Raw genomic sequence first — 14,088 nt, forward strand, 5'->3', positions numbered from 1 at the left:
ATCATGGCGTATAGCAAATCTTGGGAGTCAAACGAAAAGCTGAACAAAACAGAAAAATGGAAGCTTGAAAAAGACGGATTATCGATCTTTGATGATATTCCGTATTATGCCGAAAACGGGTTCTCTTCCATCCCTAAAGAAGAGTGGGATAAATTCAAATGGGCAGGACTTTATCTGCAAAGACCTAAGGAAGACGGCTACTTCATGATGAGGGTCAATGTTCCTTCTGGTATATTAACATACGATCAGGCAAGGGAACTTGCTTCCATTTGTAAAGAATACGGCAGGGATGTCTATGATATCACCACCCGTCAGGCTATCCAGTTCCACTGGCTGAAGATTGAACAAATCCCGGATATCTTCAAGCGTCTAGAGAAAGTCGGTCTCTCCTCTGCAGGAGCATGTGGGGATATTACACGTAACATCGTGGGAAATCCCCTGGCCGGAATCGATCCGGATGAACTTTTTGATACTAGGGCCGTTGTGAAGGAAGTGTATGATTTCTTCCAGCATAACGAAGATTTTTCAAATTTACCGAGAAAATATAAAGTCGCGATTTCTGCCAATATCAACAATGCTTCGAATGCAGAGATCAATTGTGTCTCCTTTGTTCCGGCGAAAAAACAGATAGATGGGAATGAAGAAGCTGGGTTTCATGTGAAAGTCGGTGGTGGATTGTCTGCGAGGCCGTTTCTCGCACAGGAATTGGACGTATTCGTACTCCCGCATCAAGTGAAGGATGTGACGGTTGCCCTGACAACCATATTCCGCGATTATGGTTACCGAGAGAAACGCCATTTAGCCCGATTGAAATTTCTAATGGCCGACTGGGGGCCTGAGAAGTTCAAAGAGAAATTACTGGAGTATGTAGAGCTCCTGCCGGCAGGAATAGATGCTGTAAAAGGCTGGAATGCAGGGTATTTCTATGGAGTTCACCCTCAGAAACAAAAAGGACTCAATTATGTGGGACTGAATGTTCCGGTTGGCAGGCTGAATTCGGATGAAGTGTATGAGCTTGCAAGGATTTCCAAAAAATACGGGAACGGCGAACTCAGAAACTGTAATTCTCAGAATCTCATCATTCCGAATATACCAGATGAACATGTGGATGCTTTGCTTTCGGAGAAGATCTTTGAACGGATTTCAACGAGTCCCCTATCGTTTATTGGATATTCCGTCTCATGCACAGGAATCGAATATTGTAATCTTGCCCTTGTAGAGACGAAGGAGCGGATGAGACAAATCGCCAACGGGCTTGATCAGGAATTGACGCTGGACGTACCGGTACGGATCCATATGGTCGGATGCCCGAATTCATGCGGACAACGCCAAATTGCAGACATTGGTCTGCAGGGAATCAAAATGAGGACGAAAGATAAGAAAATGATCGAAGCATTTGAAATCTATGTAGGTGGAACCCTTCAAGATGGCGGTAAGTTGAATGAAAAGTTGAAAGGAAAAGTGGAAGCCTCCAATCTGGGGGAAGTTGTGAAGCAATTGTTGATTCATTTTAAACAAACCAAGCATGAGGGAGAAACGTTCTTTGACTACATCAACCGGGTCGGTACCACTCCTCTTCAGGAATCATTGGATCAACTGCTTCAGGAAGCGTAAGGAGGAGAAAGATGAATTTGTATCGATTTGAAGTCACTGCCCGAAATTTTGTCACGATTGTTGTCGTAGCAGCTGAATCGGATGAGAAAGCTTTTGACCTGGTTGAAATCGAACTAGAGAAGTATTTTTTGAAAAAGCCGGATGTCGTGGATATCTCACTTTATGAAAAAAAGAGAATCCGAGGAAATGGTGCAGGGTTTGTTCTGCACGAACAAGAAACGATCATCAAATCTTAAGGAGGAAGACAATGGGTAAGGTATATTTGGTCGGAGCGGGACCCGGAGATCCGGAACTAATCACGGTAAAAGCGTTGAAATCCATACAAAAAGCAGACGTCATTCTTTATGACCGCTTGGTGAATAAAGAACTTCTCTCCTATGCGAAACAAGGGGCTGACTTGATCTACTGCGGCAAACTGCCAAACTATCATACAATGAAGCAGGAAACGATCAATCACTTCCTGGTCCGCTATGCGTCCAGCGGGAAAGTGGTGGTGAGGTTAAAAGGCGGCGACCCGTTTGTTTTCGGAAGAGGTGGTGAAGAAGCGGAGGCGTGTGCGAAAAAAGGGATTCCTTTTGAAATCGTCCCGGGAATCACTTCAGGGATAGCAGCAGCAGCCTACGCCGGCATCCCGGTTACTCACAGGGATGCGAGTTCCAGCGTTGCCTTTGTAACAGGCCATAAACAAAACAATCAACTCGAGGATGAGAAATGGGAAAGCTTATCTAAGGGAATCGATACCCTTGCCATCTATATGGGAGTCAGCAACCTCCCTTATATTAAAGAAAAGCTCATTCAATATGGAAAGTCCAAGGATACCCCTGTGGCTCTTATTCATTGGGGAACGACCGAAGTGCAAAAAACCGTCACAGGGACGCTTGATACCATCATTGATAGAGTCAAAGAAGAAAAAATTGAAAATCCAAGCATGATTATCGTTGGAGAAGTGGTACGGTACCGTGAGAAAATTCAATGGTTCGAACAGAAAATGATCATGAGCGAGGCATTATAGATGAAACATGCGGTATTGTATGTGTGCCACGGCAGTCGTTTGGTGAAAGCCCGTGAAGAGGCCATTACGTTCATCAAGCGATGCCAGGAACATGTCGAGGCGGATATCCAGGAAATAAGTTTCCTAGAGCTTGCTTCTCCTTCCATAGAAGAAGGGTTCGGAGCATGCGTAGAAAAAGGAGCGACTCATGTAACCGTCGTACCACTTCTCCTACTGACGGCTGTTCATGCAAAAAAGGATATACCTGATGAAATACAAAAATGCAAAGGATTATATCCTGGCATCAGTGTGATTTACGGAAGTCCTATTGGTGTACACGAGAAAATGGCTGAAAGTGTCATTAAGAAAATAGCAGAAGCTGCACCGCTTCATACCACTACTTCTGCTATATTAATAGGAAGAGGAAGTTCCGATCCTGATGTCAGAAAGGATCTGGATGCTCTTGCTGGGATGGTTCATAGAAGAACACCCTTACGTGAGGTAAGAACGTGCTATTTAACGGCAGCTTCACCGAGCTTTACAGAGACTCTGGAGTCAGTGAAAAATACAGAGGAAAACGTCGTCTTTATTCCGTATTTATTATTCACCGGTTTGTTAATGAAGGGAATTGAAAAGGAAATCCGCAGAACGGATAATAATCATATCCACTTGGGTAACTATTTAGGATATGACCCGCTTGTTGAAGAAGCATTCCTGGACCGGGTAAATGAATCACTTTGGGCTAAAGGAGAATCTTATGATTCCAGTCATGATTGATGTGAAAGAAAAACAAGTAACGATTGTTGGCGGGGGGAAAGTGGCCTATCGTAAGCTTTCTGTATTTTTTGAGCAAGGGGCAAAGATTACAGTTATTAGTCCTGAGGTGGTCGATCCGATCAAAGAATTACATGAAGAGAAAAAAATCGTATGGATCAAGCGAAAGGTGTTGGCAGATGATTTAAAAAATGGCTTTATCGTCATCGCTGCAACGAATCAACGATCCGTGAACGAACAGGTGAAAACGCATTCTGAGGAAAACCAGTTAGTATGCGTAGTGGACGATGGTGATTGTGGAAACATTCAGATGGTCTCCTATAAGCAGAAAGGGAGATTAACCATTGCTGTATCAACCGGAGGATCGAGTCCATTCTTAGCAAAGAAACTTACGAATCAACTGTTTCAACCATTTGATGATTCTTATATCGAAAAGCTTGATCTAATCTCTACAAAGCGAAACGAAATCAAGGCATCAGGCTTATCGGATGAAGAGAAACGAAAGCTGTTGAAAGAACTTTCTGAACGGGTGTAAAGCACAGATGCTTTACACCCGTTTGGTTATATCACGAACAATGTTTGATAGTATGTGAATTAATGTTAGGGTTTGATCCTTTACAAATGAAAAAGTTCCCTATATACTATCCATTATCAAATCAATATTCGTTTTCGCTCATATAATAGCGGGGATATGGCCCGCGAGTTTCTACCGGATTACCGTAAATGATCCGACTATGGGTGAGCAATGAAGGTTCGTCTATATAGACGCTCTTTTCCTAACCCAAAGGTCATTGTCTCACTCTGATGTGAGAACAATGTCCTTTGGGTTTTTTTATCTTTACACAGCTAAGGGAGCGGATTAATCATGGACTTATTAAAAAACAAAATCAAAGCTGAAGGTGTCGTCCTGTCAGAAACAGTATTAAAGGTCGACTCATTCCTGAATCATCAAGTAGATCCGGAATTAATGGTGGAAATAGGGAAAGAATTTGCACAACGTTTCAAGGATCAAGGAATCACCAAGGTCCTGACCATTGAATCATCAGGGATTGCTCCCGGTGTCATGACCGCCCTTCAACTGGAAGTTCCGCTTGTCTTTGCACGAAAGAAGAAATCACTGACTTTATCAGAAGGCATTCTCAGTTCAAAAGTGTATTCATTCACAAAGAAGGAAGAAAATACGATTTCAATTTCGCACAAGTACATACAAAATGACGATCGTGTCTTATTGATAGATGATTTCTTGGCAAACGGGCAGGCAGCACTGGGTTTAATTGACTTAGTGAAACAGGCTGGAGCAGAGGTCGCTGGAATCGGGATTGTCATTGAAAAGGCTTTCCAAGATGGAGGGAAGCTAGTTCGTGAAACCGGCTATAGAGTTGAATCTTTAGCTGAAATTCAATCTCTAGAAAACGGACAAGTGCAATTTAAGCAAGAGGAGGCTAAGGTATAATGAAGAATCAGCCTCTTAAACTGGCTTCACTGGGTATTCAGCATGTTCTTGCCATGTATGCCGGAGCGGTCATCGTCCCGCTTATCGTAGGGGGAGCACTTGGACTCTCAGGAGAGAAGCTTACTTACCTCGTTTCCATAGATATCTTTATGTGTGGGATTGCTACCCTACTGCAGGTATGGAAGAATCGTTTCTTGGGAATTGGACTTCCTGTTGTACTAGGTTGTACATTTACGGCAGTGGGACCTATGATTGCGATTGGGGAGCAATATGGGATTTCGGCTATCTATGGTTCGATTCTCTTATCGGGCTTATTCGTTGTCGTCATCAGTAAGTATTTCGGCAAATTGGTCCGCTTTTTCCCCCCTGTTGTGACGGGTTCAGTCGTGACCATCATAGGGATTACCCTTATTCCCGTAGCCATGAACAATATGGCTGGTGGACAGGGAAGCGCTGATTTCGGTTCATTGGAAAATTTGTCTTTAGCGTTTGGTACTTTGTTATTTATATTATTATTATATAAATTCTTTACAGGGTTTGTACGTTCCGTTTCCATTTTACTTGGATTAATGGCAGGTACGGCCGTGGCATTCGGAATGGGAAAAGTAGATTTCAGTGCAGTTGGAGATGCTTCATGGTTTCATACAGCAAAACCTTTTTATTTCGGGATGCCGACCTTTGAAATCCCGGCGATCCTCACCATGATTCTTGTAGCGATGGTCAGCCTGGTGGAGTCAACGGGTGTGTACTTCGCCTTAGCAGATATAAGTGATAAAAAGATATCGGAAGAAGATTTGTCTCGAGGGTATCGTGCAGAAGGATTAGCCATTGTACTGGGTGGATTATTTAACGCTTTCCCATATACGGCCTATTCCCAAAACGTCGGGTTGGTTCAGCTTTCAGGGGTAAAACGGAATAATGTGATTTTCGCAACGGGAGCATTCCTGGTCATTCTCGGTTTAGTACCGAAAATTGGCGCACTTACAACCGTAATTCCTGCATCCGTATTGGGTGGTGCGATGGTGGCCATGTTCGGTATGGTGGTTGCATATGGGATCAAGATGCTGAGTCAAGTGAATTTCGCTTCTCAGGAAAATCTATTGATTATCGCATGTTCTGTTGGAATGGGACTCGGGGTAACGGCTGTGCCGGAACTGTTCGCTCAGATGCCATCAAGCATCCGCATCTTAACGGATAATGGTATTGTCGCAGGTAGTTTAACGGCGATTGGGTTAAATATCTTTTTTAACGAATTATCTAAACGAAAATTGAATGCTGTGGTGAGGGAACAAAAAGCGTCATAGTCACTACTTTCTAGAACCGTCATCTCTACTTGATCAAGAGGTGACGGTTTTTTATTAAGATTATATTTCTGAATTATCAGATATCTAAGGAGGGGAAATGTAAAACCGTCACGAACATTATAGGGTAAGGAAAGTATAAGTAAGGATATTTGTAATCATAAGGAGGAGAAACATGTACGCAACGACTGGATCTATTTTTGACCAAACGGTAGAAAAATTCCGCAATAAAGAGGCCATTGTAGAAGAAAAGACCGGGAAACGGTTAACATTTGGAGAATGGCGGGATGAAGTTCATCGTGTGGCCAATGCCCTCTTAGATGCAGGTGTGAAAAAGGGGGACCGGGTTTCTACGTATCTATTTAATACGCTGGAGCTCGCCAATGTGTATTTCGCATGTGGGAAAATCGGTGCTGTGATCAATCCGATTAATTTTCGATTAAAGGGACAGGAAATCCAATATATATTAAAGGATGCGGAACCCAAAGTCGTGATCGTTGAAGAATCCCTAATCAAACCGATTGAGGGGATATCACAAGACTTTCCTCATACCCTTTTTTGGTATGTGGGAGAAGATATTCCTTCCTTTGCACAAAGTTATCATGAGACAGTGGGATCTTGTTCCCGGTATTTAGAACATATGACGGTAGAAGAGACGGACGTATATGCCATCATGTACACGAGCGGGACTACAGGCAGACCAAAGGGCGTCGTCCACCGGCATCGGGATATGGCGGAGCAGAGTCTGATTTGTACGTCGGTCATGGGGATTACGCCTAATGATATCGGACTTGTAACTGCACCCATGTTCCATTGTGCCGAACTTCATTGCTGTTTCCTTCCACGCGTTCAAGTGGGAGCAAAAAATATCATCGTCCACCAGTTCCAGCCACATATCGTTCTGGACGTTATACAACGTGAGAAAGTAACGACCCTTTTCGCAGCGCCGACCATGTGGAATATGCTTCTTCAACATGGGGTGGAGGAATACGATACATCTTCCCTTCGGATTGGACTATACGGGGCAGCTCCCATGGCTCCAGTGCTAGTCAGGACGTTACATGAAAAGATGAAGATCGACCTCATCCAGGCATATGGTCAGACGGAGATGGGGCCGGCGGTTACGTTCTTGCTTCAGGATGAGCAGTTGACGAAGACGGGTTCTGCAGGACGGGCGGCTTTTAATCATGAAATAAGGGTGGTAAGACCCAATGAAAACGGACCATCTGAGCCAGAGGATATCTGTAAACCAGGTGAAGTGGGTGAAATCATTGTAAGAGGTTCATGTACGATGCTTAAGTATTTCAACCGGGTGGAGGCCACAGAAAAAGCGTTGTATAAGGGCTGGTACCACTCCAGTGATTTAGGGTATCTGGACGAAGAGGGCTATCTCTTTGTTGCTGACAGGGTGGATGATATGGTGATTTCAGGAGGGGAGAATGTGTATCCGAGGGAAGTCGAGGACGCGCTTCATGCCCACGAAGATGTGCTGGACGTTGCTGTACTCGGGCAACCGGATGAGAGATGGGGAGAGCAGGTCATTGCTGTAGTCGTATCGAATAATGCTTCTCTCACGTCAGAACACCTGGATCATTTTTTGAAGAGTGGTGATCTACTGGCAGATTACAAACGGCCACGGGAGTACCGGTTTGTTGAAGAACTCCCTAGAAATGCTAGCGGGAAAATTCAAAAGTTTCTGCTTAGGGAGAAAGGCGTTCAAAAAGAACAAAGGTTATAGTGTGACGGTATGTTATGTTTACTGATAATGGATACCTTATTATGGGAGAGTAGTTAAACTGACTGCTTTCATAGGCAGAGTATCCAGAAAAATGACTCTTCTAATGACGGGAATGTAATGGGTTAATGAATAGCCATCGGAATATCCGAAGGCTATTTTTTATGGTTATTTGCAATGTAGGAGAATGACGAATGGAGCAAGCCTATCACGAAATTCTTCTAGTTCGCTGATATCACAGCACCATTTTTATGTATAACGGTTACAATACGACCGGAATTATCTTGATAATAAGATGAGGTACCGTATGGGACTTTCAATGTGAATGTTTTCCCATTTTCCTTAAATTCAACAGTGAATTTATCAGATGCCCCAATGATTTCAGCTTCCGTCACCTCGGCTTTTCCTGGAATAAATAAGTTTTGACCTATAAGTAACATATCCATTTTCAAATTATTTGATTTAGCCAAGACTTCTTGCTTTACTCCAAACCGGTGAGCCACACCCCATAAAGTGTCTCCTGGAACTACTGTATATAATTCTCCCACATTTGATTTGTTTTGTTCAACAGGAACCAAAAGAGTTTGTCCGATCTTAATTTGATCTGAATTCAGCTCGTTTAATTGTTTTAAATGAGAGATTGAAGTGTTATATCTTTTGGCTAATGAGTATAGTGTATCTCCTCGTTGGACTGAATATTGGTTTACATCTTGATTTTCTAGATGTGGCACCAGAAGTGTTTGGCCAGCATAAATTTTATCAGACGTTAATAAGTTTTTTTCTTTGATTTGATCGACTGTAACATCATATTTTTTTGCGAGACTATATAATGTATCATGCTTCTTCACTGTATATTCTGCACTGCAAGCCCTTGCAGCTCCATTTGTGAGCAAAAGCGCGGAAAGTGCCCCAATGGTAGTTGCAACGGTTAATTTTTTGTTTCTTTGTTTGAGGGCTTTCTTCTTTTCTGTAGCAATTCTTTCTCTCCTACTCATTTGAATGGTATCCAATTATTCCATCTCCTTTGTCCTAAATACTTTCGAACTAACTATATATTAGTCATTGAAGGGAGAGAAGGGTCTAATGTCAGCGTTACCAATACAATCCTTTGTACCCATTGTTTTCCTGTATTTATTAATTGTTAAATATTCAATATATTCACGAAACTGCGAACAATGTCGGATCATGGATATCGGTTCAGATGTCGGGTCATTAGTAGGAGTTTAGGGTTGGTTTGCACTCTTTGAACATAAAGACACATAAGTTTGATGATCAAAAATCAAAACAATGTATTCACATTGGTAGAAGTTGATTGATATAAACCACACTGTATATAAGTCGTGTTCATTACCTGTTTTGCTTGCAAGAAAGCAATGTACATAAAGGATCAATGGTATTGTTCATCTCAAGAACATGATCATTCTTCCGCTTCGTTTCTAAACGTCGGAATACCTTAACAATCGTTAATAGTGCTTTTAACTCAGTAAAAAGGATGGATTTAAAATATTTTATAAAGTGATAAGATATTTTGGGATTTGTAGAAAAATGTAGAATTTTGTCTAATATTATCCAATGAATAATATTCTACTCTTCACTCATCTCAAAAATCTTCTAAATCTGGATTCATATTTTGAAGATAAACATGCACTTTTTGGAAGAAATCTTTGCTAATAAATAGAGGTGATCGATTCAAAACATACCAGTTTTTCTATGAAGGGGGGCACACCAGTATGTGTATACAAAAAGATTAAGGAACGTATGTATGAACGATAATTTGAAATAACAAGAAGTTAAGGTTGTGAGTAAATGAATAAAAAACCGCCAAATATGAATCGGGCAGGTGCCTTTTTATTTTGCACATTTTCACTCCTATTTTTTATTGTATTTGTCCGTTTTCTTTATATACAAGTAAGCGGAGAAATAGAAGGGAAAAATTTAGCTGTAGAAGCCTCTGATAAATACCTACAGACTCATACTTTAAAAGCGAATAGGGGAACAATATTTGATCGTAACGATCATGCTCTTGCAAAAGACACTCCTTCATATAAAATGATAGCGATTTTATCTGCATCAGTAACATCTAACCCTGAAAAGCCCAACCATGTTGTCGACAAGAAACGGACAGCTGATGTGTTGTCTAGATATATTCATTTAAAAAAGACTGAAATTTACAAACTGTTAAATAAAGAAGGAAAGTTCCAAGTAGAATTGGGAGCTGGAGGTAATGGAATTACTACCGATATGAAAGAGAAAATCGAGAAGGAGAAATTACCTGGAATTACCTTTGTTACAAACAATAAAAGGTCCTATCCAAAAGGCATGTTTGCTTCTCATACAATAGGACTCACTCAAGAAGATGTGAAAAGGAATGGGAAAACAATCAACGAAGGTATCATGGGAATTGAAAAAAGCTTCAATTCATTCCTTACTGGGAAAGATGGACAGATCAGATATGAGAGTGACTTTTGGGGATATATATTACCGGATACAGAAAAGACCGTCATCCCCCCAGATCATGGTGATGATGTTTATTTAACCATTGATGTAAACATCCAAAAAATTTTAGAAGACGCATTAAATTCCGTTGATAGCGAATACCATCCTAGAAAAATGTTTGGCATCGTATCTGACCCCACTACGGGTGAAATATTAGCGATGGCTCAGAGACCATCCTTCAATAATGATACAAAAGAAGGGATAGGTGAAAGTTGGTCAAACTTCATAGTTGAAAGTTCTTATGAACCAGGATCGACAATGAAATCATTCTCTTTAGCGGCTGCAGTTGATAGTAAGGCATTTGCCCCGAATGAATACTATAAATCTGGTCAATATTTTGTAAAAGGCTACCCATCCCCAATAAAGGATTGGAATAGAGGAAAGGGCTGGGGAACCATTACATATTTAGAAGGATTACAAAGATCCTCTAACGTAGCTTTTATTAATCTGTTAGAGAAAATTGGAACAGAAAAGTATTTAACTTATTTAAAATCATTTGGGTTCGGGAATAAAACAGGCATTTCCCTTCAAAATGAAGCAAAAGGTATACTACAATACAGCAATCCAATTGAAAGGGCTACAACCATTTTTGGTCAAGGAAGCACCGTGACAGCACTTCAGATGATCCAAGCTGAATCAGCAATTGCTAATGGCGGAAAAATGATGAAACCATTTGTTGTTTCAAAGATAGTTGATAGCGATTCAAAAAAAATCATTAAAGAGTTTCGACCAGAAGTCATCCGCACTCCAATTACGAAAGAAGCTGCTGAACAAACGCGTCATTACTTAACCTCGACTGTCACGTCCGATATAGGGACAGGCAGGAGATTCCAACTGTCTGATTATCAAGTCTCTGGCAAATCAGGTACTGCCCAAATACCAAATCCAAATGGAGGAGGTTATTTAACAGCTCCCAATGAGTATTTATTTTCATTTTTGGGAATGGCTCCAGCTGATAATCCTGAATTGATTGTTTACGTAGGGGTGGAAGAACCCGATTTACAACCAACAGAAATTGGATCCATTCCTGTTTCTAAAGTATTTAATCCTGTGATGAGAGCTAGTCTTAAGTATCTTACCCGTTTAGAGGCAGATAGCATTAAATGAAACACAAACGTAAGTAGGCAGACCTTTTCTCCCTTATAAAATAAATACAAAAATGATTCACTTCCATAGCAGTCTTCTTCGTACATCACGTTAAAATAGAGTAGGATTCTGGTAAAACGCTTTAACATCCTTGATTATCTCAATGGTTACCAGAATCTCTCATACAAAAGGGATTAAACCTCTAATCGAGACTTGGTAATGAAGCTAGTTCCACTGAAATTTCTCGATAAAATGCACGGATGTCGCTTAACCCGACAGTGTCATACAAGCTCAATCCTATAAAATCAGCATGGTCCCATCTATATTGAGTCTTGTGATAATTCCAAACACCTTTCTCACTCGTACTTTGGGCAGGCTGTGCCTTGTGTCCGTTCGGATATTGTGAAGAAGGAACACTTACTAGACCGTCGTTTGGCCACCATGAAGATCCAAGTTGATTATTTTCATATCTTCCAATATAAAATCCAGAAGGGTATAATAGTGGATTCATTGAAGGAAGGGGGACATTATACCCTGTTAAGGGAGACTGAAACGTAGCATCCCCTGTATAAGAAAAATAATATACATCTGAATACGTTTTCATTTTTTCGTTTAACTCTTTAGCGCCTTCTATTGAAAGGTCATATTGACTTGTATCCTTGGTTTTCCAGAAAGGACTGTTAAACATGCGTTCTACATAAGAGTAAACCGGTTCATTTCCCTCTCTTTTCAAGCCCCAATGATCCAGTTTGAAATCATAGTTGAAAGATTCATTAGAATGCAGGTCTGCCAAATTAATATATTTGTAAACAAACCCTTTTAAAAAGGGCATAAAGTTTTCTAGTTTATTGGCAAAAGGGGATCCATCATGAGGAGTAGCCAAGGTTGTGATGCTATGCACCCAATCTTTTCCCCCATCGTAAAGACTGAACATCTGTTCGGCATCAGGATTATTTTTGTGAAAATCCTTTTCTTCTTTACTGCCCGATTTCAGTAATTCCAACAACATCCTTGAAGTTTGTCCACCCATACTGTGACCAAGCAAATGTACTCGATTCACAGCATTCCAATCCGTTTTGACTCCAGAGTATTTCTTTCCGAAACGAAGGTGATGATGTTGTAAAGAATGAGCAGCCCCATAGTCAACGGTACCACCCTTTATGTAGGCAAATAATTCGGCTGCTCTATCCCAGTTACTTGATACGGGACCGACCGCAGCTGTATATGTTTCAAATCCCTGGGTGTTTAAGTAGTTCTCAATATCATGAATTCCACCCCAGTAATAAAAATTAGAAACTTCTTCTTTACCCCAACCTCCAACTCCATGAATAAGGATGATTGGGTAATCATTGGTCTTAAATTCTCCTGGGCTTGCTGACACCTTTCTTTCTGGAAACAATAAGAATAGCAAAAACAAAATAATGATCATCTTACTAACATGAACCATAATTCCACTCTCCTTTATCTGAAATTTCATACTATTAAGATAATATAGCTGTATCTATAAGCCAATAGGCTAAGTGTCATGTCAGCCTTTTGAACGATAGTGTTAAACTATCGAGATTGTCGCTAATATGAACCGCATGATACTAACACAACTCATGTTGGTGAGGGATATATTCAGAGAGAAGGTTAACGATAATGTGATTCCTGTTTAGATACACAATTTTGGGGATGGTAGTGTTTCTATAAAACATGTGAAATAACTTCTCTGAAGAGTAAGCAGTAAAAACAAAAGTTTCTTTAATGAGGGGAATTTAATTACTAAAGTAATTGAAAATATGAAGTTTGAGGGAAAGGGTTTTATGGCACAACGGAACATTTGTTCTGTTTGCAAGAAATAATCATATCAGTTAGAAAATAAGAGATATATGGAGAAAAATAAAGGAAATAAAATGAAGGATGCTGGGAAATATTATTTTCTTGGCATTTTTAATTCGCGACAATAGAAATATACACCGTAATTTGTTTATTTTCATTTTCTTCATTATTCACGTCTAATCCAAATCTAGCATGTTGCATAGTATATCAATAGAAGAGAGGTGAAAAAATTGAAAAATAATAAATGTGTTTCTCTGGTAGTTCCCGCTTATGACGTTCAATAGGGATTGGATGCTATCATCCCGATTATTATTCCAGGTAGCACAACCAGGGTCAAAGGATACATAGTGGATTGTAATCCGGATAGTAAGGAAGGCATAAAAAAAAGAACCCATCCAAATCCGGATGGGTAGGCACATTACCTAGTGATCACGTCTGCATTTATGGCAGTGACACTTATGGCAACAATTACATTGGTGTTCAAGCTTTTTAGAACATCCGCAATCATTACTGTGGTGTTGAGGTTTTTTCTTGTGACATCCACAGTCATGTTTATCTTTTATTTTGAAACATCTTACTTCATCTTCGACATCTGTTCTTTTTTGTCTGCTACAATCTTTAACATCACATGAACAGTGGGTGAACATCAAGTTGTCCCAAAAACGGCAACGATCATGATCATTTCTTCTGTCTTTTTCACACCAATTACAACATGGGAACCACATCAGAAATCCCCCTATCTTATATAATTTGTCGAAGGTAAAACCTCGACTCATTATATACTATGTAGCTTTGTCCACAATGCTTAGGCTGATGT

At 40.5% G+C, this 14,088-nt stretch carries 11 protein-coding genes and 1 riboswitch; of the genes, 9 read left to right on the forward strand and 2 right to left on the reverse strand.

Annotated elements, in window-relative coordinates:
- The first annotated feature begins 3 nt into the window (after positions 1-3).
- From LCL96_RS07115 to LCL96_RS07150, 8 genes are all read left to right on the forward strand, one after another.
- Positions 4-1,614: a nitrite/sulfite reductase gene (locus LCL96_RS07115; RefSeq protein ID WP_224940716.1), complete on the forward strand. Its 1,611-nt coding sequence runs from the start codon at positions 4-6 to the stop codon at positions 1,612-1,614.
- A gap of 11 nt (positions 1,615-1,625) precedes the next feature.
- The gene (locus tag LCL96_RS07120) at positions 1,626-1,850 is read left to right on the forward strand and encodes a DUF3906 family protein (RefSeq protein WP_224940717.1); all 225 of its coding nucleotides are present in this window, start codon (positions 1,626-1,628) and stop codon (positions 1,848-1,850) included.
- 11 nt (positions 1,851-1,861) lie between these two features.
- Complete coding sequence (cobA, locus tag LCL96_RS07125) at positions 1,862-2,626, forward strand: uroporphyrinogen-III C-methyltransferase (RefSeq protein WP_224940718.1); 765 nt, start codon at positions 1,862-1,864, stop codon at positions 2,624-2,626.
- The gene (locus LCL96_RS07130) at positions 2,627-3,382 is read left to right on the forward strand and encodes a sirohydrochlorin chelatase (protein ID WP_224940719.1); all 756 of its coding nucleotides are present in this window, start codon (positions 2,627-2,629) and stop codon (positions 3,380-3,382) included. It abuts the gene before it with no gap.
- Positions 3,363-3,914 (forward strand): bifunctional precorrin-2 dehydrogenase/sirohydrochlorin ferrochelatase, encoded by a 552-nt coding sequence (locus LCL96_RS07135; protein ID WP_224940720.1) that lies wholly within the window; start codon positions 3,363-3,365, stop codon positions 3,912-3,914. The genes LCL96_RS07130 and LCL96_RS07135 overlap by 20 nt, the downstream gene beginning before the upstream one ends.
- A gap of 118 nt (positions 3,915-4,032) precedes the next feature.
- Positions 4,033-4,134, forward strand: a riboswitch (purine riboswitch).
- A 110-nt stretch (positions 4,135-4,244) separates the two neighbouring features.
- The gene (locus LCL96_RS07140; protein WP_224940721.1) at positions 4,245-4,832 is read left to right on the forward strand and encodes a xanthine phosphoribosyltransferase; all 588 of its coding nucleotides are present in this window, start codon (positions 4,245-4,247) and stop codon (positions 4,830-4,832) included.
- Complete coding sequence (locus LCL96_RS07145) at positions 4,832-6,136, forward strand: nucleobase:cation symporter-2 family protein (RefSeq protein WP_224940722.1); 1,305 nt, start codon at positions 4,832-4,834, stop codon at positions 6,134-6,136. Before LCL96_RS07140 ends, LCL96_RS07145 begins: the two co-directional genes overlap by 1 nt.
- Positions 6,137-6,308: 172 nt before the next feature.
- Positions 6,309-7,871: a fatty acid--CoA ligase gene (locus LCL96_RS07150; RefSeq protein ID WP_224940723.1), complete on the forward strand. Its 1,563-nt coding sequence runs from the start codon at positions 6,309-6,311 to the stop codon at positions 7,869-7,871.
- 218 nt (positions 7,872-8,089) lie between these two features.
- On the opposite strand, the gene LCL96_RS07155 is transcribed toward LCL96_RS07150, so the two are convergent.
- Positions 8,090-8,878 carry a LysM peptidoglycan-binding domain-containing protein gene (locus LCL96_RS07155; protein ID WP_224940724.1) on the reverse strand — a complete coding sequence of 263 codons (789 nt, stop codon included), beginning with the start codon at positions 8,876-8,878 and terminating at the stop codon, positions 8,090-8,092.
- A gap of 796 nt (positions 8,879-9,674) precedes the next feature.
- Here LCL96_RS07155 and LCL96_RS07160 point away from each other — a divergent pair.
- Positions 9,675-11,471, forward strand: coding sequence for a peptidoglycan D,D-transpeptidase FtsI family protein (locus LCL96_RS07160; RefSeq protein WP_224940725.1), 1,797 nt, complete (start codon positions 9,675-9,677; stop codon positions 11,469-11,471).
- A 181-nt stretch (positions 11,472-11,652) separates the two neighbouring features.
- Here the strand turns inward: LCL96_RS07160 and LCL96_RS07165 are convergent, their stop codons facing one another.
- On the reverse strand, positions 11,653-12,897 hold the full coding sequence (locus LCL96_RS07165) for an esterase/lipase family protein (RefSeq protein WP_224940726.1): 1,245 nt from the start codon (positions 12,895-12,897) through the stop codon (positions 11,653-11,655).
- Positions 12,898-14,088: the final 1,191 nt, after the last annotated feature.

The organism is Rossellomorea aquimaris (genome assembly GCF_020172085.1).
GTDB classification, from domain to species: domain Bacteria; phylum Bacillota; class Bacilli; order Bacillales; family Bacillaceae_B; genus Rossellomorea; species Rossellomorea aquimaris_E.

What these genes read in the sequence shown, in the direction of transcription:
- LCL96_RS07135 (WP_224940720.1), top strand. Translation starts at nt 3,363, where the DNA reads ATGATTCCAGTCATGATTGATGTGAAAGAAAAACAAGTAACGATTGTT.
- LCL96_RS07150 (WP_224940723.1), top strand. Translation starts at nt 6,309, where the DNA reads ATGTACGCAACGACTGGATCTATTTTTGACCAAACGGTAGAAAAATTC.
- LCL96_RS07140 (WP_224940721.1), top strand. Translation starts at nt 4,245, where the DNA reads ATGGACTTATTAAAAAACAAAATCAAAGCTGAAGGTGTCGTCCTGTCA.
- LCL96_RS07160 (WP_224940725.1), top strand. Translation starts at nt 9,675, where the DNA reads ATGAATAAAAAACCGCCAAATATGAATCGGGCAGGTGCCTTTTTATTT.
- LCL96_RS07165 (WP_224940726.1), bottom strand. Translation starts at nt 12,897, where the DNA reads ATGGTTCATGTTAGTAAGATGATCATTATTTTGTTTTTGCTATTCTTA.
- LCL96_RS07115 (WP_224940716.1), top strand. Translation starts at nt 4, where the DNA reads ATGGCGTATAGCAAATCTTGGGAGTCAAACGAAAAGCTGAACAAAACA.
- LCL96_RS07145 (WP_224940722.1), top strand. Translation starts at nt 4,832, where the DNA reads ATGAAGAATCAGCCTCTTAAACTGGCTTCACTGGGTATTCAGCATGTT.
- LCL96_RS07120 (WP_224940717.1), top strand. Translation starts at nt 1,626, where the DNA reads ATGAATTTGTATCGATTTGAAGTCACTGCCCGAAATTTTGTCACGATT.
- LCL96_RS07130 (WP_224940719.1), top strand. Translation starts at nt 2,627, where the DNA reads ATGAAACATGCGGTATTGTATGTGTGCCACGGCAGTCGTTTGGTGAAA.
- cobA (WP_224940718.1), top strand. Translation starts at nt 1,862, where the DNA reads ATGGGTAAGGTATATTTGGTCGGAGCGGGACCCGGAGATCCGGAACTA.